The sequence below is a fragment of the Metallococcus carri genome, assembly GCF_011440275.1.
In the GTDB taxonomy this organism is placed as follows: Bacteria; Actinomycetota; Actinomycetes; order Actinomycetales; family Dermatophilaceae; genus Metallococcus; species Metallococcus carri.
In genome coordinates this window covers 340351-362692 of the sequence record NZ_JAAOIV010000003.1, presented here as the reverse complement: position 1 = coordinate 362692, position 22342 = coordinate 340351, and the positions used below count along the sequence as shown (strand labels likewise).

Sequence of the window (22342 nt, the reverse complement as noted above, 5' to 3'; positions counted from 1 at the left end):
GTCCTGGTGCACCTGCTGTGCAGGAGGTTGTGTGATGACACCGGAAAGCCCCCGCGAACAGCGGGCGAGATTCGAGGACTCGGAGGCGCTGCGCGCGCTCCTGAACCGGCTGCACGAGGCGGGCAAGGGCGCGTGGCGGCACGACCCGGAGGCCGCCTTGCTGATGCGGCACGCCGCCGACAAGTACGCCGCGCTCGCCAAGAAGCACGGTCTGGACCCGTGGGAGGCTGCCTCGGCCGCGTTCGAGGCTATGCGGGGAGCGGCGACCCGCCGCGCGGATGACCCGTGGGCGGTGGTCACCCGCGCGGTACAGGTGACTTGCATCGGCGAGGAACGCGGCAACGGGCTGCTGTGCTCGGTGCACCAGGCACGCCGCCCCCGCTACTCGGTGTTCCACGACGCCGAGCGGTTCAGCGACCGGGAGAACCCGCTGCCCGACTACCACCCCGCCTTTCACATCGCCCCCTTCGCCGACACCGACACCGACGATGAGGAGAACGGTGGTGAGGTGGTGCCGGAGCGTGCGGTGAACGTCACCGCCGCGGTGGAGGACACGATTGCGCTGCTGTCCTGGGTGGGCTGGGAGCCGGCGACGGCACGAGCCGCGGTGGAGTACATCACCGGACGGCTTGCGGAGTCCGTCTCGCGGGCGTCGGCGTTCGAGACGCTGCGCCGCGACCGGCAGGCCCGCGCCCTGCTGGACCTGCCGGGCTCGTCGTGGACGACGCTGCTGCGGATCGTGCTCGGCCACCCCGACCCTGCACTGTCCGGCACCAACACCGGGCGCGGCCTGCTGCTACGGCTGCTGAACGGCGAACCCCTCCGCGCGCTGCTGCGCGACGACGACCTCGTACTCACCGCAGGGCTCGCCGCCCCCGACACCGGGGACGATCTGCCATGAGCACCACGCCCGGCGGACACATCGAGCTGGAGCGGGCCGTCGATGCCATCGGCGTCGGGTCTCGGCACCGGCAGGACTACGGCGACCTGGCACCGCTGGTCGAGTCGATCCGCCGCAACGGGCTGCTGCAACCGATCACGATCACCCTCGACGGGCACCTGATCTGCGGTGCCCGCCGCCTCGCGGCGATCCGCCAGCTCGGGTGGAAGACCGTCAACGTGTGGGTCCGGTCCGGGGTGTCCGACCGGCTCGGGCAACTCCTGGCCGAGCAGGACGACAACCTGCTGCACAAACCGCTGACCCAGCTCGAAGCCGCCGCCCTCTACCGGGAGCTCAAAGCCCTCCTGACCGAAGGGGCCACGCTGCGACAGGAGGCCACCCGATTCCAGCCCGCCGGCGCGAACGAGAAGAACGGTGCCGTTAACTTAACGGCACCGTGGGCGGGCTTTGGGGAGGCGGCGGTGCAGGCCGCGCAGATGGTCACCGGCCGCGACTCCCACACCACGATGGAACGCATCGTGCGCCTCGAAGACCTCGCCGCCGACCCCGACCAGCCCGACGCTGTCCGGCAGCGTGCGGCGGAGGAGGTGGAGCGGATCAGAGCCGGCGGGAAGGTCTACCCCGCTCACCTGCGCATGAACGCCGAACTGTCCCTCGCCGAGCTCGACCAGCTCGCCGCCGACCCCACCCAGCCGGCGGAGCTGTGCGAGCAGGCCAGGGCGGAGGCCGCCGGTGTGCGGGCCGCGGAACGGGACGCGCGCGCTGTGGAGCTGGAGCACCTCGCCAAAGACGCGCTCGCCCGCGTGCGAGCGGCGAAGAAGACGGGCCGCAAACCCCGTCCCCGGCTCACAGCGGTCGAGCCGGGCGAGGTGGTGCCGTACCCGCTGACCGTCTTCCTCGCGATCTGGGACGACCTCGCCGGCTGGTGGACCCACCACGACCCCGCCGAGGTCGGCCCGGCGCTCACCGACGAGCAATGGGCGCGGTTCGAGGACACCATCGCCGGCACCGTCGCGTTCGCTGACGCCGCACGCGCGTCCCGGCAGGCACAGCGCCTGGGCGAACACATCGCCTGACCGGCACCGACCTGACCGGCGCCGATTTGATCGGCTCTCGGGGTGGCGGGGTGCACCTTCCTGGCGACCACTTCTGTCGCCTTCTGGGAGGACCCTCGCATGGACCCCACCGCCCCTGCCGATGATCGTCGCCGCCGCCGTGTGCTGATCGCCCTGATCGCCGCAGGTCTCGTCCTCGCCCTGCTGGTCAGTGTCGGCATCTACGGGCTGCTGCGCGGCCCCGCACCCCGCACAGAACCCGCCCCCACCGGCACGGCGGCCCCGACCATCACGGCCCCGCCAACCGGAACGTCCCCGGCCGGGCCAGCGCCCGTGTCACAGCTCGGCGGGCCGGAGACGTTCGCCCGTCAGGTCGCCCAGGCACTATTCGGCTGGGACACCACCAACGGGTACGGCCCGGCCGACTACGCCCAGGTCATCGTGGATGTCGCCGCCGGCGAAGAGGCGGACGTGCTGGCCGGCGACGTCCGCGCCTACCTGCCCGGCGCCGAGGCGTGGGCGCAGCTCCGACAGCACCAGACCCGGCAATGGCTGAGCATCCAGGAGATGTTCGTGCCGGAGGCGTGGGAGACCGCGACCTCGCAGGCAGCCCCCGGCCAGATACCCGAAGGGGCCGTTGCCTACACCATCGAGGGGACCCGGCATCGGGACGGCACCTGGGGCACCGAACCCGTCGAGGCCTCCCGCCCGATCGTCTTCACGGTGTTCATCGTCTGTGCCCCGGTTGTCACCAACCGAGGGATCACCGGCACGCACTGTGAGCTGCTGCGGCTGTCCCAGCTCGACAACCCCCTGCGATAGACGGGCGGTGTCCTGATGTGGAAGAAGCTCGCCGCCGCCGCGATCGTTCTGCTGTTTCTGGCCCCCTCGGTCGTGCTCGTCGGGGTCGCTGCGGTGGTCAACCCAGCGATGACCGCCTGCGCGCCGGGATCGCTGATCGTCGGCCCGATCCCGGATTCCCTGACCGCCACCACCCGCAACGGGGAGACCATCACCCTGAACAAGACGCAGCTCACGCACGCGGCGACGATCATCACCACAGGCTCCCAGACCGCCGGAGTCGGCCGGCCCGGCGTGGTGATCGCGCTGATGGCGGCGCTGACCGAGTCCACGCTGCGGATGCTCGCCAACACCGGCACCTACCCCGAATCGGCGGACTACCCGAACGACGGCAACGGCGGTGACCGCGACAGCCTGGGCCTGTTCCAGATGCGCCCGCAATCCGGGTGGGGCACCGTCGCCGACCTCATGGACCCGACCTATCAGGCGCGCGCGTTCTACGGCGGACCCACCGGCCCCAACTACCCCTCGCCGCGCGGCCTGCTCGACATCCCCGGTTGGCAGAGCATGGACCCCGGCGAAGCCGCGCAAGCCGTCGAAGTCTCCGCGTACCCGGACAGGTATCAGAACTATCAACCGGTCGCCGAAGCCATCCTCGCCGCCCTCACCCGCCCCGCACCCACCGGGGTCGGTGGTGCCCCGGTGGTGCCGGAGACCACCCGGATCGTGTTCCCGCTGCCGGAGGGGACGTGGGTGCGCACGAGCCCGTTCGGGTGGCGCACACACCCGACCACCGGGGAACGCTCCTTCCACACCGGCTCGGACTTCGCCGCCGCGGACGGCACCCCGATCCTCGCCGCCGCAGACGGCGTCGTGGTGCTGGCGGAGTTCTCCGGCGGCTACGGCGGCCTGATCGTCATCGAGCACACCGTGGGCGGGCAGCGGGTCGCGTCGTACTACGCGCACATGTGGGAGCACGGCATCCACGTCACCGGAGGGCAGACGGTCACCGCCGGGCAGCACATCGGCGATGTCGGCTCCTCCGGCCAGTCCACGGGGCCGCACCTGCACTTCGAGATCTACCCCGGCGGGCGAGGCGCTGAACCCGTCGACGGGGACGCCTGGTTGACCGACCACGGCGCGGAAGGCATAAGTGGCGGCGCCACCACCCTGGCCTCCTGCACGGCAGGCGGTGGGCTCTGATGGACGTGTTCCCCGACTTCGGCGGCGTCGGCGGCGCGAGCGACCTACGCGCGATCGTCGGCGCGCTGCTGATGTTCGTCCTCGTGATCGCCGTGCTGATGCTGATCGTCTGCTCGATCGTCTGGGCAACAGCCTCATCCTCCGGCAACTACCAGGCCGCCACCAAAGCCCGCACCGGCCTGTTCGTCTCCCTCGGCGCCGCAGCCCTCGCCGGCGCCGGGGTCGCCTGGGTCAACTTCCTCCTCGGCGTCGGCGAACAGCTCTGACCGCGGACGCAGCCGATCAGTCCGAGCCGGACCGGGTTCGACGGGCGATGATCGCCCCGTGCGGCCGGGCGCCGGGGTCCGTGCGCGTGTACCGCGCAGTCACGGTGAACCCGGCTTCCTCCACCGCTTGTGCGAGCGCGTCGATAGTCCAGACGTAGGCGGTGGTCACCGCGTGATCGAACGCGGCGACCACCGGGCCGTCGAAGAATCCGAGTGCGAGCGACCCGTCCGGAGTGAGGGCGCGGGCGAGGGCGCCGAGCACGGCCGGGACACGGGCGGGGTCGGTGTGGATGAGCGAGTACCAGGCCAGGATGCCGCCGAGACTGGCGTCCGCGACGTGCAGGTGCTCGGCTTGTCCGACACGGAACGGGACATTCGGGTAGGTCGCCGTGGCGTGGTCGATGAATGCGGGCACCGGGTCGATGCCTTCGATGTCGTGACCTCGTTGGTGCAGCCACGCCGTCCAGTGTCCCGGCCCGCACCCGACATCGAGGATCAGGCCGGGGACGTCCTCCGCCCATTCCCCGATCAGTTCCCTGTCTTGCTCGGCCGTGGCCTCGATGAACCCTAGGGCGTCGATGTACTCGCCCGCACGCTTCGCATACGCGGCCCCCACTCGACTCACTGACACGTCTCCACGATACGAGCCACCATCCGCGCTGCTCTCGGTGCGGGGTGACGGGGTGCACCTGACCGTCGAGAACACGTCTCGTGAACAGTCAGGAGCACCCTCGTGATCGACATCGACCCCAACAGCTCGGGCCTTCCCGGTATCGAGCAACTGCGCATCATCGTCGGCGCGGTGATGACCGTGGGCCTGATCCTTTCCGTCCTCGCGCTGATCGTCTCGGCGATCGTGTGGGGGTTCGGCGCCAACTCCTCCAACCCGCACCTCGCCTCCCGCGGGAAGGTCGGTGTGCTCGTGTCGTGCGGGGCGGCGATCATCTGCGGTGCCGCGGTGACGCTCATCAATTTCTTCTGGGGCGTCGGGCAGGCCGTCTGATGACCACCCGAGCAAGGCACCATCCGTGGGGGTGGGTGCGGTGAGCATCTGCGATGTCCCGGTCATCTCCTCGGTCTGCGATGCGGTCGGCGAGGGCACCGCGTCGCTGATCGCGGCACCGTTCGACTGGCTCGGGCAGGCGATGGCCGGTGCTGCCGCGTGGCTGTTCGAGGCGGTGTGGTGGGTGTTCGATACCACCACTCTCGTCGACGTCACGTCCGCGGAGTATGTCGGCGTCTACAACGTCCTGTTCGGTGTCGCGATCTTCGTGATGCTCGTGTTCTTCTGCTTGCAGCTCATCACCGGCCTCATCCACCGCGACCCCACCGCGCTCAGTCGTGCCGCCCTCGGCCTCGCCAAGAGCGTGCTCGGGTCGTTCCTGGTCATCACCCTGACCGCGCTGCTGCTGGAAGTGACCGATCAGCTCGCGGTGGGGATCGTGCAGGCGACCGGGAACACGATGGAAGGGATGGGGACCCAGATCGGGCTCCTCGCCACGGGACTTGCCGGGATCAACATCGCCGCCCCTGGCGTCGGCGCGATCCTGACCATCTTCCTCGCCGGCCTTGCCATCAGTGCGGCGGCAATCGTCTGGTTCTCCCTCCTCATAAGGAAGGCGCTGCTGCTGGTCGCGATCGTGTTCGGACCCATCGCCTTGGCCGGGGCGACGTGGGATGCGACCAAGGGCTGGTTCGGCAAGTGGGCGGCGTTCGTGATCGCGCTGATTCTCTCCAAGCTCGTCCTGGTGGTGATCTTCCTGGTCGCCATCGGCCAGGTGTCCGCCCCGATCGAGGCGGACCTTGCCTCGATCAGCGACCCGATCGCGGGGGTGGTGCTGATGTTCGTTGCGGCGTTCGCGCCGTACATCACCTACAAGTTCCTGTCGTTCGTGGGGTTCGACATGTACCACGCGATGAGCTCGGAACAAGAGGCGAAGTCGGCGCTGAACCGGCCCGTCCCCGTCCCGTCCGCCCCGCAGGGCGACACCGCCAAGAAAGTCCTCGACGGCGGCAACCCCGGCACCGGCGCCAGCGGTGCCGGTGGAGGCGGGGCGGCTCCGAAGGGCGCCGCCGGGACCACGGCCAGCGCGGGAACGACAGGGACCGCCGCAGGCACAACCGCTGCATCCGGCGGAGCGAGTGCCGGCGCTGGCGCCGGCGCGGGTGCGGGGGCCGGCGCTGCGGGTGCTGGGGCGGCGGCTGGTCCGGTCGGTGCGGCCGTGATCGTCGGGGGCGCGGTCGTCAAGGGCGCCGCGACCGCCGGGCCGAAGGCCGGGACCGCCGTCGGCGGAGCCGCCGACGGCCACGCCGGGGCAGCAGCGGAGCAGGCCGCTCCGCCGCCGGTCCCGCCCGCCACCGCGAACCCCGCCCCGACCGTGCCGCCCTCCTCCGGGTCTGCGCCGCGCCGTTCCCAGCCGGCACCGCCGCCGTCGACCAAGCCTGCCGCTTCTGGGAAGGAGTGACCCCTGATGGCCACCACTACGCACGCCGACTACCCGCTGGCCCCGGTGCAGTTCTCTCGTCTCACGCGCCGTGGAATCTTGCTGGGCCTGTCGTTGCCGCAACTGATCGTCCTCGGCATCGCGATCCTCATCGTCGTCGCCTCCCTCTACACGGCAGGGGGCATGGGTCTGGCCTGGACCTCCCCTGTCTGGGCCGGCGCTGCGCTTCTCGCGGTCATCCCCGCCGGCGGGCGGAAGGTGATCGAGTGGGTGCCCATCCTTGCCCGCTGGGCGGCGCGAACCTATCTCGGGCAGCTCATCCACCGCCGCCGGGTCATCGCCCCGCGCCCAGCCGGAACCCTCGCCCTGCCCGGGGATGCCGCGGCCCTGCGGGAGTGGGAGGACCCGGAGACCGGGGCGGGCATGATCCACGACCCCCACGCGCAGACCCTCACCGTCATCCTCGGCGTCTCCCATCCCGCGTTCGTGCTCCTGGACCCCGGCGAGCAGCAGCGCCGCGTGTCCGGGTGGGGGCGCGTGCTGGCCGCCTCGTGCCGGTCCGGACGAATCGCGCGGATTCAGGTGTCCGAACGGACCCTGCCCGACTCCGGGACCGGGCTCGCGGAGTGGTGGGCCACCCACGGCACCGACGACGGCTCGTGGGCTGCAACCACCTACGCCGAACTCATCGACCGGGCCGGCCCCGCCGGGGAACGCCACGCCACCACCATCAGCCTCGCACTCGACATGAAAGCCGCCGCCCGGCAGATCAGGACCGCCGGCGGCGGGATAAGAGGCGCCGCGGCGGTGCTGCGGCAGGAGATGACCACGCTCACGACGGCGCTGCGCGCGGCGGAGCTGTCCAGCACCGGTTGGCTCACGCCAGGAGAGGTCGCCGTCATCCTCCGCTCCGCCTACGACCCCGCCGCCGCGCCCGCCCTGGAACGACACGGCGATCTCGGCCGCGACCTCGCCACCGCAGGCCCGGTCGCGGTCACCGAGACGTGGGAACGGCTGCGGTCGGATTCCGCGCACCATGCAGTGCTGTGGATCACCGAATGGCCCCGCTCCCAGGTCTATCCGGGGTTCCTGGCCCCGCTCGTGCTCACCGGCGGCATCCTGCGCACCCTCTCCCTGCACTACACCCCCGTCCGCGCCGACCAGGCCGCCCGCGACCTGCGGAAGAAGAAAACCGAACTCATCAGCGATGCCGCCCAGCGCCGCAAGATCGGGCAGATCGAAGACGCAGGCGCATCCGCCGAGTTGGACGACGTGCTGCAACAGGAGGCCGATCTGACCGCCGGGCACGGCGTCCTGCGCGTCACCGGCCTCATCAGCATCTCCGCGCCCACCGTCGATGAGCTCGACGCCGCGGTCGCCGCGGTCGAGCAGTCCGCGATCCAAGCGTCCTGCGAAACCCGCCGCCTGGTCGGCCAGCAAGCCCAGGCGTTCACCGCCGCCGCGCTGCCGCTGTGCCGAAACGTCTGACCACCCCCACCCGACCGCACTTGCGAGGAGTTCCGATCATGCCGACCTTCACCCATCCGGTAGACGACGCCGCCGAGGCATCCCAGGCGCTGCGGGGGCTCGCCCACGCGACTCGCACGTTCGCCGACCCGGCTGACACTTACGCGGTGCTCGGTGATCTGCTGGCGGGGGTGCGGTCGCTGCGGCAGGTGCTCGACCAGCTCGCCGCCGCCCACATCGGCGGTCGGTCCCGCGCGCATGACGACGCCGGCAACCAGACCGCCGGGGCGACCGCTGCGCTGGCGGCTGCCGACGAGCTGCACCAGGCCGGCACCCTGCTGGATGCGGTGCATGACCGGGTGGACGCGGCAATGTCGCAGTCCGGGCGGATCGCCTGGCACCCCGCACCGGAACCGCTCGACACCTCCGGCGCCGTGCGTGCCACGGTGCAGGCCGGGGAGCTGACGTTGACAGTGTGGCCGGACGTGCCGCTGGGTGAGCACCAGCGGTACGCGTACCTGATCCAGCACCCCGCCACCGGGCAGAGCATCGAAGGGCGGGACCTGTTCACCGGGACCGGAGCGCCGGTGTCCCCGGCGCGGGCGCTGCGGGAGCTCGCGGTGTTCCTATCCGCCGCCGGCGATTCCCGCCAGTACGCGCTCGATCACCCCGGCGACCACACCGACCACGACGGGGCGTTCCCCGAATGGGTGGCCGACGCCGCCCGCCGCGACCCCGACAGCCTGGCCGAGCTGATCGACCACGACCCCGACCTGCCCGACACGACCGACCGGCGATGGGTGAGTGTCGTGTTCCTCCAAGGGGAGGACGCGGACCGTGTGCTCGACATCATCGACCGAGACGGCACGGACGCCGCGATCGACCACCTCACCGGCTACGACTTCGGGGAGGAGACGACCCAGGCCGCGCTCGAGAACGGATACGTCTACGACACACCCCCTGTCGGGACCCTCGACCGCACCGCGACCCACGGCACCTACACCCTCACCTACAGTCCCTTCCTCAGCCACGTCTCCCTGCTGCGTGCCCACCACGCTGCCCCCGACCCGGAGCTGGGCGCGGTCGCCGCACCGGCCCCCGCCTCGGCGTCGGTATCGGCCGCGGGGACGTCGGAGCGTGCGCAGGCGCGGACGCGGCGATCGGAGGGGAAGGACTGGTTCGCGCGCCGGCCGGGCGCGTCTGCGTCGCAGGGGCGGGGGCTGGCGCTGTGACCGGGCAGGAGGAGGGCCGGCTGCATACGGCGGTGCTGGTCGGCCCGGAAGGCGAACGCCGCCGGCACCGCAAGGCCCGCAGACAGGCCGCGACCCGGATCGAGACCACCGCCCGCGAGATGCGGAAGGCGCAGGCGAAAGCCCGCTGGCAGGCCGAGCAGGCCGAGAAACGCGCCACCACCTACCTGCCCGCCGCCGGCGAGCCGGGACCGGCGGCGCTGCGGACACCGGTCCGGTTCCGACTCCCCAAGCACCAAGACACGAGTGCGACCCTCGCCGGCCAGTACCCGTTCCTCGCCGAAGGCGGCCTCGGCAGCCAAGGGGTGTTCGTCGGCCAAGACCTCTACTCCGGCGGGTCGTTCGTGTACGACCCGTGGGTGCTCTACCAGCGGGGCCTCATCACCGCCCCAAATGTCGTGCTGGCCGGGATCGTCGGGTCGGGGAAGTCGTCGCTGGCGAAGTCCCTCTACACCCGCTCCCTCCCGTTCGGCCGTCGCGTGTACGTTCCCGGCGACCCGAAAGGCGAGCACACCGCCGTCGCCGAAGCAGTCGGCGGACGAGCGATCGTCCTCGGCCACGGCCTGTCGAACCGCCTCAACCCACTCGATGAGGGACACCGGCCTTCCGCCGTGTCGGATGCGGAATGGGCGATGCAGGTCGCCTCCCGCCGCCGCGACCTGATCGGCGCTCTCGCGGAGACCGTGCTGGACCGGCCGCTCTCGCCGCTGGAGCACACCGCCATCGACCTCGCCCTGAGGGACGCCGTGAGGTCGGCGGAGGTGCCGATCCTGCCGATGGTCGTCGACCGCATCCTCGCCCCCAACCCCGCCGACGACGAAGACGGGCGCCTCGCCGAAGACGGCCGCCTGGTCGGACATGCTCTGCGTCGCCTGGTCGCCGGAGACCTCCAAGGACTCTTCGACGGCCCCTCGACGGTCCGGTTCGACCCGTCCCTGCCGATGGTGTCCCTGGACCTGTCGAGGGTCGCGGAGAACGCCACGCTCATCTCCGTGCTGATGACGTGTTCCTCCGCGTGGATGGAGTCGGCGCTGTCGGACCCGGACGGCGGCCAACGGTGGGTGATCTACGACGAAGCCTGGCGCCTCATGCAATACCCCGCCCTGCTGCGCCGCATGGACGCCCAATGGAGGCTCGCGAGGCATTTCGGGATCGCGAACATGCTGATCTTCCACAAGCTCACCGACCTCGACAACGTCGGCGACCAAGGTTCCGCCATGCGCGCCCTCGCCTCGTCCTTATTGGCGAACGCCGAGACCAGGATCATCTACCGGCAAGAGCCCGACCAGCTCGGCGCGACCGCGACCGCGCTCGGGCTCACCGGCACGGAGCAGAAGCTGCTCCCCGGGCTCGGCACCGGGCAGGGCCTGTGGCGGATCAAGGACCGCTCCTTCGTCGTCCAGCACCAGCTCCACCCCGCCGAACTCGCCGCGTTCGACACCACCGGACGCATGACCCAGAAAGGCCGCGAGTTCAGGAATCTCGACGGTTCTTCGGGAATCTCGAACGATCGGCAGGAATCCTGATGGCCCGCCCGCGCTACAAGCGCACCACCCCCAACCCCGACCCAGACCGTGAGAGCGAGACACCGCCGGTCCCGGTCGTGCTGCCACAAGTGGTCATCACCGTCGCGCCTACCGGGACCTTGACGGTCACCGTGGACGGGGAGCCGGTGGCGCCGGAACCGTTCGCACCAGCGTGGCGGCGGGAGGACTTCGCCCGCGTGCTCGACCAGCTCACCGACACGCACCGTTCGGCGGTGAGGGTCGAGGTCCGTGAGGCGGACGGAACGGTGTTCACCGACATCATCACCCCCAGCACACGCCGCCGCCGGCCCGCACCCGACCCTACCCCGGACCGCCCTGCACGTCAGGCGATGCCGGAGCTGGTCGTCCTGCACGGGGCGGGCTTCGTGCCCGGTGAGGATGTCGCCATAGCGGTGGTCATCGCGCACGGCGATGCCGCCCCGGACGGGACCATGCGCGCCCTGCTCACCGCCGAACAGGCTGGCGCGTCTCCGACCCGCGAGGTGATCCTGCTCGGCCGCGTCTCCGGCACCCTCACGATCGGGCACCCCGGATGAGCACCCCCAGGCCATCCGGGTCCCTCGGCGACGAGCTCAGCAACCTCGGCATCGGCATCCTCATCTCAGCCGCGATCCTCGCCGCCATCCTCCGCGGCGCCGGGTCCGTCGCCGCCTGGATCACCGGCACCACCCAACCCGCCGGCGGTATCGAGGCCGGCCTGGGCGTGCTGCTGAACCCCGGCGACCCGGCCACCGCGCTCGACGCCCCAGGTCTGGGCGCGGTCGCGTACTGGATCACCGCGAGCGTCCTCATCCTCACCGCAGGCGCGGCCGGGTGGTGGGGGTGGCGGCTGCTGCGCGATCACGGCCGGCAGGTGAAGACCGACCCGTACCGGATCGCCGGGATCGCCACCCGCACCGAGGTCGCACGCGCCGGCTCCGAGAAGGCGCTGCTGCACCGGGCCGGACACCTGCGCCCCTCCCTGGACACCCCGCAACCCACAGATGTCGGATACCGGATCGGCGCGTCCCGCGGGCACGGAGTATGGGCGTCGGTGGAGGACTCGATTCTCCTGCTCGGCCCGCCCCGGTCCGGCAAAGGCGCCCATATCGTCATCAACGCGATCCTTGACGCGCCCGGCGCGGTGGTCACCACCAGCACCCGCCCGGACAACCTCGCCGCGACCCTCCGCGCCCGTGAGCGCCGCGGCGGGCCGGTGGCGGTGTTCGACCCTCAGCACCTCGCCGAAGGCGTCCCCGCCGGCCTGCGCTGGTCACCGATCCGCGGATGCGAGGACCCGCTGACGGCGATGATCCGCGCCACCGGACTCGCCGCCGGCACCGGCCTGTCCGCCGGCGGTGTCGAAGGCGGCGGATTCTGGGAAGGGAAGACCCGCACCGCTCTCCAAGCCCTCCTGCACGCCGCCGCCCTCGACTACCGTCCACCGGGCGAGCTGTTCCGGTGGACCCTCGACCCGTCCGCCGCCGCGGACGCGGTCGCGATCCTCACCGCGAACCCGAACGCGGCAGTCGGGTGGGCGGAAGGCTTGCAAGCGATGATCGACTCCGACCCCCGCACCCGCGACTCCATCTGGCAAGGCGTCTCCCTCGCCCTGGCCGCCCTCGCAGACCCCCGCGTCCTCGACGCCGTATCCCCACGGGAGGGCGAGGACTTCGACCCCGAAGCGTTCCTCCGCGCCAAAGGCACCCTCTACCTCCTCGCGACCGGCGCGGGAGCCAACAACTCCGCCGCACTGGTCGCGGCATTCGTGGAGGATGTCGTGGAAGCCGCACGCCGGATCGCCGCGACCAGCCCCGGCGCACGCCTGGACCCGCCGCTGCTGCTCGCGCTGGATGAGGTCGGCAACCTCGCCCCGCTCCCGTCGCTGCCGACCCTGATGGCCGAAGGAGGCGGCACCGGGATCACCACCATGCCCGTCCTCCAAAGCCTCGCCCAAGCTCGCGAGAAGTGGTCCGAGAACGCCGCCGGTGCCATCTGGGACGCCAGCATTGTGAAGATCATCCTCGGCGGCGCATCGAACTCGAAAGACCTCCACGACCTCACCACCCTCATCGGCGAGCGGGACGAGGTGACCGACTCCACCACCGTCGGCGACCACGGGTCCCGCACCGCGCAACGCTCCATCCGGCGGGTGCCGATCATGCCACCTGACGCGATCCGCACCCTCCCGTTCGGCACCGCCCTCGTCCTACTCCGATCCGCCCCGCCCATCGTCACCAGGCTCCGCACCTGGACCCAGCGACCCGACGCGACCAGGCTGCGCGCGGACCGCACGGAGGTCGAGGCACTGCTGCAACAGCGACCGTAGGGGCGGGTGAGCGCACCTGCCTGGCATGGAGGCCCCGGATTCTCGGGGTCGTTGATGTCAGGAGGAAGTCTGATGGCTGTCCGCACTCACCAGTCCTTGTCGGGGTATGTCGCCACGGAGCCGTCCACGGACCCGGCCCGCGACGGCACGCCCCGCTTCTACGCCCGCGCCGGCCAGCGGCAGGGCCGCCGGGAACGGGACGGCACCTACACGAAACTGCCCACCGAGTACGTCCCTATCGTCGCCTACGGCGACGCCGCCGAGGAAGCGGCCGCGCTGCTGTCCAAGGGGACCGGGTTCGTCGCCGAGGGCCGGTTCCGCCCGGTCCGGGACCGCACCGACCCAGCCACGATCACCGGGCAGGAGTTCGAGATGTGGAAGGTCGGACGCCGCCCCACCGCCGCCGTCCCCGACGTCCCGACCGATCAGCCCACCCGGCACCGTGACCTGCCCGTGCAGTTCACCGCACCACGCAGCACCCGCCCGTCCGCACCCGCCCCGGCTCTGTGAGGCTGAGATGACCGAGCACACCGCTACCGCGCCTGAACCCGACGACGCGCCAGAGCCTCCCACCGACATCGACGCCGAAACCGAGGACGCCGCGGAGGAGTCGAATGAGAGCGGCCAGGGCGAGGAACTGCCCGAGCCGCCGCATCCGGTCAACTGGAACCTGCTCACCGCCGACGAGGCCAAGGTCGAGTGGCGGGAGCTGAATAAGTGGGTGAACTGGTTGCGCCGCACCTACGGGCTTCCCGCCAGCGTCCTCCCGCCGTTCTGGCACCGGCATGCAGAGCTGGTATGGGAGCTGAGCGCGTTGCATCTGCACTGGCTGTGCGCGTATGACCCGGAGGAGAACGGGTCCGCGCCGCTGGGCTGGCACCGCGACTTCGCCGAGGCACGAGGACGACTGCGGGAGTGGGTCGCCGCGTCCGGCACCCGCCTGGACCGCGACCGTCCCACACGGCAGACCGCCTGGCCCGGCGAGAAGCCCGCCCCATCCGTCGAGGACATCGTCATCCCGCACCGCGATGCCGACTTCGCACAGTTCACGGGGGAGGATATCACCGCCCGCCGTCAGGCCGAGGACGAGTTCTACGCCGGCCTCAACCCGGACACCGGAGAGTTGCCGTGACCACCACCCTGCGGCCCGAGCCTCGCCTGGACGCGATACCAGACGGTGCTGGCGCGGCCCCGCGGACGCCGGCACTCGCCGGGGACTTCGACATTCGAGAGTGGACGCGGCAGGCGTGCGAGGCATCCGGGGTGTCCTTCGCGGTCACCGATCCAGTGGCACTCGACCGGCTCCGCGCGCTCGTTGCCCACCCCGGATGATGCCCGCCCGCCGTGCGCGGGCGGCTGCCGGTCAGGCTTTGAAGGTGAGCTGGACCCGTCCGGGCCGGAACCGGGAGCCGCAGTTCGGGTCCGGGAGGACAACGAGCGTGTCGATCAGCGCGTTCAGGATCGCCCGCTTCTGCCCGACCGTCCACTCCTCGTACCAAGCGTGCCGCAGAGCGGCCTCGTCGCCGATGGGGAGTCCTTTGAGGGCGTCGCCGCGGTTCAGGGTGCCGAGGGTGGTTTCGGCTTCTCTGACGGCGTTCTGCGCCGCGACACGGCCCGCGTGGTATTCGCTGCGGGCCAGCAGCCCCGCGCCGTAGTCGCGGGCTAGGTCTTCCATCCGGTGCCGTGCCGCCATGATCCGCCCCATCGCCTCCGCGACCGCACCGCCCGTCTTGCCGTCATCGGCGGGCAGGGTCGTCGCCGCGAGCCGGGCGATCACCGCCTCAGACACCACCGTCTCCAACCCGGTCGCCGTCACCGAAAGGCCGCCGCGTTCTGGGTGGCCGGGGACGGGCATGCAACGGTAGTAGCGGCGCTTCGCATCCGAGGGGCCGCGACGGTTCTTGCCCGACACCAGCCCGGAGCCACACTTCCCGCACGTCGCGATCGCCGACAACAGGTTGATCGAGGACGCCCCGACCCGGCGGTCCGGGTGGGAGAGCATCGCCCGGATACGGGTCGTCTCCTCTGGGGTGATGATCGCCTCCCAGCTCCCCGGACCCAGAATCTCCCGCCCCGCCGGAGCATCCCCACGCTTCCGTGCCGGCTCGTAGGCGCGCTGACCCGAGATACGCGCGGACACCAGGATCGACTTCACCGTCGTCGCGTGCCACACCCCGAGCGTCTTGCCCGTGTGCGCCTGCGGGGCCGGGAACCCCGACTCCTCGTTCAGCCACGCCGTGATCGACCGCAACGACTGGCCCGCCAGGAACCTGTCAGCCATTTCACGGATCACCGCCGCCTGCTCCGGGATCAACACGCCGCCGGTGCCGTACCCGAACTTCGCCGCCCCATGCCAATCACCACGCTCGGCCTTCTGCCGGTTCGCGCGCCTGATCCGGTCGGCCTTGTGCCCGGACTCGTACGCGGCCATCGCGACGAGCTGGCGAGCCATCAACCGGCCCTCATGCGTGTTCAGATCGAACGCGCCCCCCATCACCGCCTCGATACGGATCGGGTGCGACTCCACCAAGTCGATCAAGTCTTCCAACTCGCGCGGGCGCCGGTAGAGGCGATCCACATGCCAGACCACGACCCGCGACGGACCCTGCCTGACACGAGCCAGCATCTTCTCGAACTCGGGGCGCTTCTTGTTCAGATACGCCGACGTGTCGTTGTCCATAAACACGTCCCCAGCGGCCACATCCAGGCCAAGGCGACCGCACAGGGCCAGGCAGTCATCGCGCTGCCGCTCGACGCCGGCCTCCTCGCCCGTCCGGTCCTCGCTGATCCGCAGATACACCAGCACCTGCTCCGCGACACCAGTAACCTCGCCCGTCCGCGGCCTCTCCAACTCACTCATCGCCATCTCGACACCTCCACTCAACAGGTGCGTCATTCGCACCAAGTGGAGAAGACCACGCTGCTCGGGGCGATGCTGCGCGAAGTGCCCGCCGACGAGCGGATCGTGCTGGTGGAGGACGTGCGCGAGTTGCGCATCGAGCACCCGCATGTCGTGCGGTTGGAGGGTCGGGCACCCAACGTCGAGGGGGTCGGCGAGATCACCCTGTCGGTGCTGGTGCGACAGGCCCTGCGGATGCGTCCGGATCGCATCGTCGTCGGGGAGGTGCGCGGCGCCGAGGTGCGCGAGCTGATGAGCGCCCTCAACACCGGCCACGAGGGTGGGTGCGGCACCGTGCACGCCAACGCCCCCGCCGACGTCATCGCGCGGTTCGAAGCCCTCGGGGCGCTCGCGGCAATGTCGCCGGAGGCGGTGCGCACCCAGCTCGCCAGCGCGCTACAGGTCGTGATCCATCTCGACCGCAGCGGTGGCCAGCGCCGGGTGGCCGAGGTGGGCGTGATCGGCCGGGACCCGAGTGGACAACTGGTGGTGCGTGCTGCGGTGGGAGGTGGCCCGGAGGGCCTGCGGCGCGGTCCCGCCTGGCCCGATCTGCAGCGGTGGTTGGGGTCGTGGTGACACTGCTCGCTCTCCTGCTCGGGGCGGGCCTGTGCTGGCCGGGTGTGCTGCCCCGGCCAAGACTTGCGGTGCCACGGGTGCGGCGGCGGCCTGCGCCCGACGACGAACAGTTGGTCGCGCTCGTGGAGGCGCTGGCGACCGCGGTGGGTGCCGGCGTGATGCCGGCGACGGCCGTCGCCGTCGCCGGGCGCCAGACGCTCGAGCGGCTCGGCGACGCACACCTGCGAGCGGCGCTCGCGCAGGTCGTGACCGCTGCCGAGCACGGTGGCGATCTCACCCGGATGTGGTGGCGGCTGGCGGCCGTCGGTCGGCAGCCGGTCATCGTCGGGGTGGCCCGCACCTGGGCGTTGTCGGAAGCAACCGGCTGTCCGCTGGCCCGGTCGCTGCGGCTGGCCGCCCGCCTCGGGCGTTTCGAGATTGACCAGCGCCGCCGGCTGCGCATCGTGACCGCAGCTCCGCGCGCGTCGATGCAGTTGCTGACCGGTCTGCCGGTGCTCGGCGTCCTGCTCGCCACCGCCCTCGGCGCGGACCCCCTCACCGTGTATGCCGGGCCGCTGGCGCTCGTCACCCTGCTGCCCGGAGTCGCGCTGGTGCTCGCCGGTCGCCGGGCCACCGGCTGGATGATCCGGCGGGCGACGGCGGTGCCATCGCTATGACGACGGCGGAGGTGACGACGACGGCCGCGCCGAGGACGGTCGGCGACGCACCGGCCGGTCCGGAGACGGTGCTCGACGTGGCGGTGGCGATCGACCTGATCGCGATCGGTCTCTCCGGCGGTGCGGCGCTGGTGGATGCCGTCGCGGCCGTCGCTGAAGTGTCCGGGCCGGTGATCGGCTCGCACCTGCGCCAGGTGGTGGCCGCGCTGCGGTGGGGTGTCCTCGGCGCGGCGGCCTGGGCGGACCTGCCCGAGGTCTGGCAGCGCGCCGCCGCCGCTCTGGTGCTGGCCGAGGAGGCCGGCGTGCCACCGCGCGACCTGTTGCACGATGCCGCCGACGCCTTGCGCGCCGACGAAGCAGCCCGGCAGGAAGCCGCCGCCGCACGGCTGGGGGTGGCGCTCGTCATACCGCTCGGGCTGTTCTTCCTCCCGGCCTTCGGGCTGCTCGCCGTGGTGCCGGTGATCGCCGCCCTCGCCCGGGACGTCCTCAGCGGCGTGACATGACCGCGGCAACGGATCGACCGGGCAGCTCGCCCGGCGCACCGGGGGCGACCGCTCCCGGTGCATGGAGCGGCCCGCTGGGGCCGCCGGAGGAAGGGAGCACGGATGAGCAGAACGTCGACGCGAGGTGGGCTGCAGTTGGTGGCCCGTTGGCAGCGGATGGTCGCCCTGGGCCGAGACGCCGGGATGGCCACCTCGGAATATGCCGTCGGCATTCTCGCCGCGGTGAGTTTCGCGGTGGTGCTGATCGGCATCGTGAAGTCCGGTGCGGTGAAGGGCGCGCTGATCAGCATCATCACCGGCGCGCTCAACGTCGCCGGCTGATGGCTCGCGGGCGGCTCCGCCGGGACCGAGCGATGGTCTCGGCGGAGTTCGCCGCCGCCGTGCCCGCTGTCGTGCTGGTGCTGGTCGCCGCTCTCACCGCAGTGCAATGGGGTGTGGGCGTCGTGCGGGCGCAGGACACCGCCCGGCTCGTTGCTCGGGCCGCGGCTCGCGGCGACCCGCCCAGTGCGCTCGCCGACCTGGTCGCCCGCAATGCTCCACCGGGCACCACCTGGCGGGTGGCGCCGCAGGGCGATCGGGTGCGGGTCCGGGTCGAGGTGCCGCTGCGAGGGGCCGGTGGGTGGGTGCTCGGTGGCCGGACCGCGGTGGCCGACGCCACCGGACTGCGTGAGGACAGCAGCGGGGTGCCGCCGTGATCTGGGGTGAGCGGTGCGACCGCGGGTCGGGCACCGTCGTGGCCGCCGGGCTGATCGGGATGCTGGTGACCCTGCTGCTCACCGTGCTGGCTCTGCTCGCTGCGGTCCGGGCCAGCACGACCGCCCGCACCGCCGCCGACCTCGGAGCCCTCGCCGGCGCGGGTCGCCTCGTTGCTGGCGAAAACGCCTGTGCTGCAGCCGAATCCATCATCCGCGCCAATGGCGCAGCCATGACTGGTTGTCGGGTGGCGGGCTCCGAGGTGACCGTGACCACCGCGGTGAGCTCGCGGATGCCCGGCTGGCCGGACGCCATCGCGATCGCGCGAGCCGGTCCCCCAATTCAGCCAACCGGGCCACCGACGCGGCGCCAACCTGGGAAACTTCCGGTGCGGCGGCCCGCGATGACGAGCCGCCGCGGGCCGCCACCGCCGAGGATCGGAGCGATCTCATGACCGGTCACGACCAGCCGACGTCATACCGGGACCAGCAGTCCTGGCGCGACCTGCAGACCTTCCTGCCGCCTGACTATCGACTCGATGACAGCACCGCGCCGGAGGAGGAGTTCTGGGCCTGGCGCGGCCACCGGGTGCACCTCGAGCGTTATGCCCGGCCCGAGTCGCCGGTCAAGGTCGTGCTGCACCATGGCGTCGGCACCAATGGCCGGCAGATGTCGCTGGTCCTTGGCCACCCGCTCGCGGCCAGCGGCATCGAGACGGTCGCGGTCGACAACCTGGGCTACGGCCTCACCCAGGTCGACCCGTCGGCGAAGATCACCTACGACGACTGGGTCGAGTTGATGGTCGACTTTGTGCGCGCCGAGCGGCAGCGCGATGACCGGCCGCTCTATCTCTTCGGCCTGTCCGCGGGCGGCATGCTGGCCTACCACGTCGCCGCGCGGATGACCTCCGCGGACATCAGCGGCATCGTCGGGATGACCTTCCTGGACCAGCGGGACCCGAAGGTGCGCCGGGAGACGGCGCGCTTCCCGCTGCTCGGTGCGACGAGTGGCGCCCTCGCTCCGCTCGCAGCCTCACCGCTCGGTGGCCTGCAGGTGCCGATGAGCTGGCCGTCGAAGATGAGCGCCCTCGCCAACGACCCCGGGGCGATGAAGGTCTTCATGGCTGATCGCACGTCGGCGGCCAACCGAGTGAGCGTGCGCTTCCTGCACAGCTACATGTCCTACACGCCCGCGGTCGAGCCGGCGCAATTCGCCACCTGCCCGGTGCTGCTGACCCAGCCGGAGCTGGACCGGTGGACCCCGGCACGCCTCAGCGAGCCGGTGCTCAGCCGGATCCAGCAGGTCCCGGTCGAGCGGGTGACGCTCGGCGGCGCCGGCCATTACCCGCTCGAGCAGCCCGGTCTGACCCAACTGCACGACGCCGTGCACGAGTTCGTCACGCGCGGCAGGTCAGGCGTCGCGCAGTAACCGGCGCAGGACCGCGACCGCGCCAGCTTTGTCCAGCGGCTGGTTGCCGTTGCCACATTTCGGTGATTGCACGCACGCCGGGCAGCCACTGCGGCAGGCGCACCCGGCGATCGCCTCGGCGGTGGCCGCGAGCCAGGTCTGCGCCGCTGCGTAACCCCGGTCGGCGAAGCCGGCGCCGCCCGGGTAGCCGTCATACACCACCACCGTCGGCTGCCCGGTGTCCGGATGCAGAGCCGTCGACACCCCGCCGATATCCCACCGATCGCATTGGGCGACCAGGGACATCAACCCGATCGCGGCATGTTCGGCCGCATGCAGGGCTCCCGGCCACGCCGCCTCCTCGACGCCGGCCTCGGCGAGTGCACCCTCGGGCAGCGTCCACCACACCCCGCGTGTCACCAGGGTCCGCGGCTCGAAGTCCAGCCGGTGCTCACCGATCACCTCGCCGCTCGGCAGCCGCCGCACGAACGAGGTGACCTGGTCGACGACGCGCAGCCGGCCGACATGGAGCTGGGCGTCACCCCAGGCCGTATGCCGGTCGCTGCCGAGGATGCGGAACTCGCTGCGCGAGCGCGCCTGGGTGGACCAGCCCGGATCGCCGGGCACGGCGTGAGCGCTGCCGTCGGCGAGGTCGAGGTCGCGCACGACATACGGCTGGCCCTGGTGCACGTAGACCGCTCCAGGATGCACGGTCGAGGGGGCGCGCGCCGCGTCCACGGTGCCGAGCACCCGGCCGGTGCGGGTCTCGGTGATCCGCACATCGGGATCATCACCGCCGCGCAGCTGGACGTGATCACCGGGGCGGTCATCCCGGTCCCAGAACCAGCCGCGCGGACGCCGGCGCAGGATGCCCGCTTCGGCCAAGGCGTCGGCCAGCACGGTGAGTTCGGGCCCGAACCACTGCTCGTCGTCCCGGGTCAGTGGCAGCTCGTAGGCGGCCGCGGACAGGTGGGGGGCGAGCACGTGCCGGTTGAGCGGATCGAGCACGGCCGCGTCGACCGGACGTCCGAGCATCGCCTCCGGGTGGTGCACGAGATAGGTGTCCAATGGGTCGTCGGCCGCCACGAAGACGACCAGGGACGGGGTGTCGCCTCGCCCGGCGCGGCCGGCCTGCTGCCACCAGGACGCGACGGTGCCCGGCCAGCCGGCGACGACGACCGCGTCCAGTCCGCTGATGTCGATGCCGAGCTCCAGCGCGTTGGTCGCGGCCAGGCCGCGCACCCGGCCGCTGCGCAGACCGTTTTCGAGCGCCCGGCGCTCCTCGGGCAGATAACCACCGCGATAGGCCGCCACCGTGTCCTGGTCATCGAGCGCCAGCCCGAGCCGCGAGCGCACCCGCGCCGCGACCGTCTCCACGCCCACGCGGGAGCGGGCGAAGGTCAGGGTCTGCACGCCATGCTCGACGAGCGTCGTGGTGAGGTCGGCCGCCTCGGCGACCGCGCTGCGCCGGGCACCGTCGGCGTCGACCGATCCGGGCTCCCACAACGCGATGGTGGTCGACGGCCGTGGTGAGCCGTCCTCGGTCACCGCCTGCACCGGGCGCCCCGCCAGCGCGGTCGCGTGTGCAGCCGGGTCGGCGACCGTCGCGCTCGCGAAGACCAGGGTGGGCTCGGCGCCATACCGCGCGGCGACGCGCATCAGCCGGCGCAGCACGAGCGCGACATGGGTGCCGAAGACCCCGCGGTAACGGTGGCATTCGTCGATGACGACATAGCGCAGCTTGCGCAGGAAGGACGCCCACGACTCATGCGCCGGCAGCAGGCTGTGGTGCAGCAGGTCGGGGTTGGTGAGGATGAGCTGGGCGTGGTCGCGGATCCACCGGCGCTCGTCCGGCGGGGTGTCACCGTCGAGCACCGCCGCGCGCAGGCCCGGCACGGCCAGGGCGTGCAGCCGGGCGTATTGGTCACCGGCGAGCGCCTTCGTCGGCGACAGGTAGATCGCCGTCGCGCCCCTCCCGGTCGGCGCCATCGCACCCTCGACCACGGCGGTGAGCACCGGCAACTGGTAGCCCAGGCTCTTGCCGGACGCGGTCCCGGTCGCGACGACGACGTCATGGCCGTCGTGCGCGAGGTCGGCCACCCGGCGCTGGTGCGACCACAGCTGCGTCACCCCTGTGCCACACAGCGCCGTCTCAACCACTGGATCCACCCACGACGGCCAGTCGGTGGTGCGGGCGGTGCGTGCCGGGAGGGTCTGCAGATGGCGCAGGGCACCGGTGCCCGAGCCGTCCAGCCATCGCACGGCCTCGGTCGGATCGAAGGGTGTGCGCATGGCTGGACCCACGCTAGCCGCTTCACGGGATGGGACAACGCGCCCGACACCGGCTAGGGTTTGCCGCGCCGTTG

At 71.7% G+C, this 22342-nt stretch carries 24 protein-coding genes; 21 read left to right on the top strand and 3 right to left on the bottom strand.

Going from position 1 to position 22342, the window contains the following annotated elements; genetic code table 11:
- Nucleotides 1–34: 34 nt before the first annotated feature.
- The 5 genes from G9U51_RS06435 (at nucleotide 35) to G9U51_RS06415 (ending at nucleotide 4226) form a co-directional block, all read left to right on the top strand.
- Nucleotides 35–901, top strand: coding sequence for a hypothetical protein (locus G9U51_RS06435; protein WP_076690489.1), 867 nt, complete (start codon nucleotides 35–37; stop codon nucleotides 899–901).
- Nucleotides 898–1977, top strand: a complete 1080-nt coding sequence (locus tag G9U51_RS06430; protein ID WP_076690490.1) for a ParB/RepB/Spo0J family partition protein — start codon at nucleotides 898–900, stop codon at nucleotides 1975–1977. Before G9U51_RS06435 ends, G9U51_RS06430 begins: the two co-directional genes overlap by 4 nt.
- Before the next feature lie 99 nt (nucleotides 1978–2076).
- A complete protein-coding gene (locus tag G9U51_RS06425) occupies nucleotides 2077–2778 on the top strand; it encodes a hypothetical protein (protein WP_166194839.1) in 702 nt (233 codons plus the stop codon).
- A gap of 15 nt (nucleotides 2779–2793) precedes the next feature.
- Nucleotides 2794–3960: a M23 family metallopeptidase gene (locus tag G9U51_RS06420; protein WP_076690492.1), complete on the top strand. Its 1167-nt coding sequence runs from the start codon at nucleotides 2794–2796 to the stop codon at nucleotides 3958–3960.
- Nucleotides 3960–4226: a DUF6112 family protein gene (locus G9U51_RS06415; protein ID WP_166194836.1), complete on the top strand. Its 267-nt coding sequence runs from the start codon at nucleotides 3960–3962 to the stop codon at nucleotides 4224–4226. The genes G9U51_RS06420 and G9U51_RS06415 overlap by 1 nt, the downstream gene beginning before the upstream one ends.
- A gap of 16 nt (nucleotides 4227–4242) precedes the next feature.
- Here the strand turns inward: G9U51_RS06415 and G9U51_RS06410 are convergent, their stop codons facing one another.
- The gene (locus G9U51_RS06410; RefSeq protein WP_076690494.1) at nucleotides 4243–4857 is read right to left on the bottom strand and encodes a class I SAM-dependent methyltransferase; all 615 of its coding nucleotides are present in this window, start codon (nucleotides 4855–4857) and stop codon (nucleotides 4243–4245) included.
- A gap of 102 nt (nucleotides 4858–4959) precedes the next feature.
- Between G9U51_RS06410 and G9U51_RS06405 the strand changes: the two genes are divergently transcribed.
- The 9 genes from G9U51_RS06405 to G9U51_RS06365 all read left to right on the top strand — a co-directional run bounded on the left by G9U51_RS06405 (nucleotide 4960) and on the right by G9U51_RS06365 (nucleotide 14374).
- Nucleotides 4960–5229 (top strand): DUF6112 family protein, encoded by a 270-nt coding sequence (locus G9U51_RS06405; protein WP_062764860.1) that lies wholly within the window; start codon nucleotides 4960–4962, stop codon nucleotides 5227–5229.
- A gap of 40 nt (nucleotides 5230–5269) precedes the next feature.
- Complete coding sequence (locus G9U51_RS06400; protein ID WP_076692165.1) at nucleotides 5270–6691, top strand: conjugal transfer protein TrbL; 1422 nt, start codon at nucleotides 5270–5272, stop codon at nucleotides 6689–6691.
- Between the two features lie 6 nt (nucleotides 6692–6697).
- Nucleotides 6698–8158 (top strand): SCO6880 family protein, encoded by a 1461-nt coding sequence (locus tag G9U51_RS06395; protein WP_076690496.1) that lies wholly within the window; start codon nucleotides 6698–6700, stop codon nucleotides 8156–8158.
- Between the two features lie 38 nt (nucleotides 8159–8196).
- Nucleotides 8197–9369, top strand: a complete 1173-nt coding sequence (locus G9U51_RS17310) for a hypothetical protein (RefSeq protein WP_232321744.1) — start codon at nucleotides 8197–8199, stop codon at nucleotides 9367–9369.
- Nucleotides 9366–10913 (top strand): VirB4 family type IV secretion system protein, encoded by a 1548-nt coding sequence (locus G9U51_RS06385; RefSeq protein ID WP_076690497.1) that lies wholly within the window; start codon nucleotides 9366–9368, stop codon nucleotides 10911–10913. Before G9U51_RS17310 ends, G9U51_RS06385 begins: the two co-directional genes overlap by 4 nt.
- The gene (locus tag G9U51_RS06380; RefSeq protein ID WP_232321745.1) at nucleotides 10913–11470 is read left to right on the top strand and encodes a hypothetical protein; all 558 of its coding nucleotides are present in this window, start codon (nucleotides 10913–10915) and stop codon (nucleotides 11468–11470) included. The genes G9U51_RS06385 and G9U51_RS06380 overlap by 1 nt, the downstream gene beginning before the upstream one ends.
- The gene (locus G9U51_RS06375; protein ID WP_166194833.1) at nucleotides 11467–13242 is read left to right on the top strand and encodes a type IV secretory system conjugative DNA transfer family protein; all 1776 of its coding nucleotides are present in this window, start codon (nucleotides 11467–11469) and stop codon (nucleotides 13240–13242) included. Before G9U51_RS06380 ends, G9U51_RS06375 begins: the two co-directional genes overlap by 4 nt.
- A 72-nt stretch (nucleotides 13243–13314) precedes the next feature.
- Nucleotides 13315–13752 (top strand): single stranded DNA-binding domain-containing protein, encoded by a 438-nt coding sequence (locus tag G9U51_RS06370; protein ID WP_076690499.1) that lies wholly within the window; start codon nucleotides 13315–13317, stop codon nucleotides 13750–13752.
- A gap of 7 nt (nucleotides 13753–13759) precedes the next feature.
- Nucleotides 13760–14374, top strand: a complete 615-nt coding sequence (locus G9U51_RS06365) for a hypothetical protein (RefSeq protein ID WP_166194830.1) — start codon at nucleotides 13760–13762, stop codon at nucleotides 14372–14374.
- Nucleotides 14375–14605: 231 nt separating this feature from the next.
- Here the strand turns inward: G9U51_RS06365 and G9U51_RS06360 are convergent, their stop codons facing one another.
- Nucleotides 14606–16138: a recombinase family protein gene (locus tag G9U51_RS06360; RefSeq protein ID WP_084202150.1), complete on the bottom strand. Its 1533-nt coding sequence runs from the start codon at nucleotides 16136–16138 to the stop codon at nucleotides 14606–14608.
- Between G9U51_RS06360 and G9U51_RS06355 the strand changes: the two genes are divergently transcribed.
- From G9U51_RS06355 to G9U51_RS06325, 7 genes are all read left to right on the top strand, one after another.
- Entirely contained in the window at nucleotides 16130–16717 is a 588-nt protein-coding gene (locus G9U51_RS06355) for an ATPase, T2SS/T4P/T4SS family (RefSeq protein ID WP_407941425.1), read from the top strand. The genes G9U51_RS06360 and G9U51_RS06355 overlap by 9 nt on opposite strands.
- Entirely contained in the window at nucleotides 16711–17373 is a 663-nt protein-coding gene (locus G9U51_RS06350) for a type II secretion system F family protein (protein WP_166194827.1), read from the top strand. Before G9U51_RS06355 ends, G9U51_RS06350 begins: the two co-directional genes overlap by 7 nt.
- A complete protein-coding gene (locus G9U51_RS06345) occupies nucleotides 17370–17876 on the top strand; it encodes a type II secretion system F family protein (protein ID WP_166194824.1) in 507 nt (168 codons plus the stop codon). Before G9U51_RS06350 ends, G9U51_RS06345 begins: the two co-directional genes overlap by 4 nt.
- A 102-nt stretch (nucleotides 17877–17978) precedes the next feature.
- On the top strand, nucleotides 17979–18197 hold the full coding sequence (locus G9U51_RS06340; protein ID WP_166194821.1) for a DUF4244 domain-containing protein: 219 nt from the start codon (nucleotides 17979–17981) through the stop codon (nucleotides 18195–18197).
- A gap of 32 nt (nucleotides 18198–18229) precedes the next feature.
- Nucleotides 18230–18571, top strand: coding sequence for a TadE family type IV pilus minor pilin (locus tag G9U51_RS06335; protein ID WP_166194818.1), 342 nt, complete (start codon nucleotides 18230–18232; stop codon nucleotides 18569–18571).
- The gene (locus G9U51_RS06330) at nucleotides 18568–19023 is read left to right on the top strand and encodes an Rv3654c family TadE-like protein (protein ID WP_207948061.1); all 456 of its coding nucleotides are present in this window, start codon (nucleotides 18568–18570) and stop codon (nucleotides 19021–19023) included. The genes G9U51_RS06335 and G9U51_RS06330 overlap by 4 nt, the downstream gene beginning before the upstream one ends.
- The gene (locus G9U51_RS06325) at nucleotides 19020–19997 is read left to right on the top strand and encodes an alpha/beta hydrolase (RefSeq protein ID WP_166194815.1); all 978 of its coding nucleotides are present in this window, start codon (nucleotides 19020–19022) and stop codon (nucleotides 19995–19997) included. Before G9U51_RS06330 ends, G9U51_RS06325 begins: the two co-directional genes overlap by 4 nt.
- On the opposite strand, the gene G9U51_RS06320 is transcribed toward G9U51_RS06325, so the two are convergent.
- A complete protein-coding gene (locus G9U51_RS06320; protein ID WP_166194812.1) occupies nucleotides 19980–22268 on the bottom strand; it encodes a DEAD/DEAH box helicase in 2289 nt (762 codons plus the stop codon). The two genes, G9U51_RS06325 and G9U51_RS06320, sit on opposite strands and share 18 nt — an antisense overlap.
- Between the last annotated feature and the right edge of the window lie 74 nt (nucleotides 22269–22342).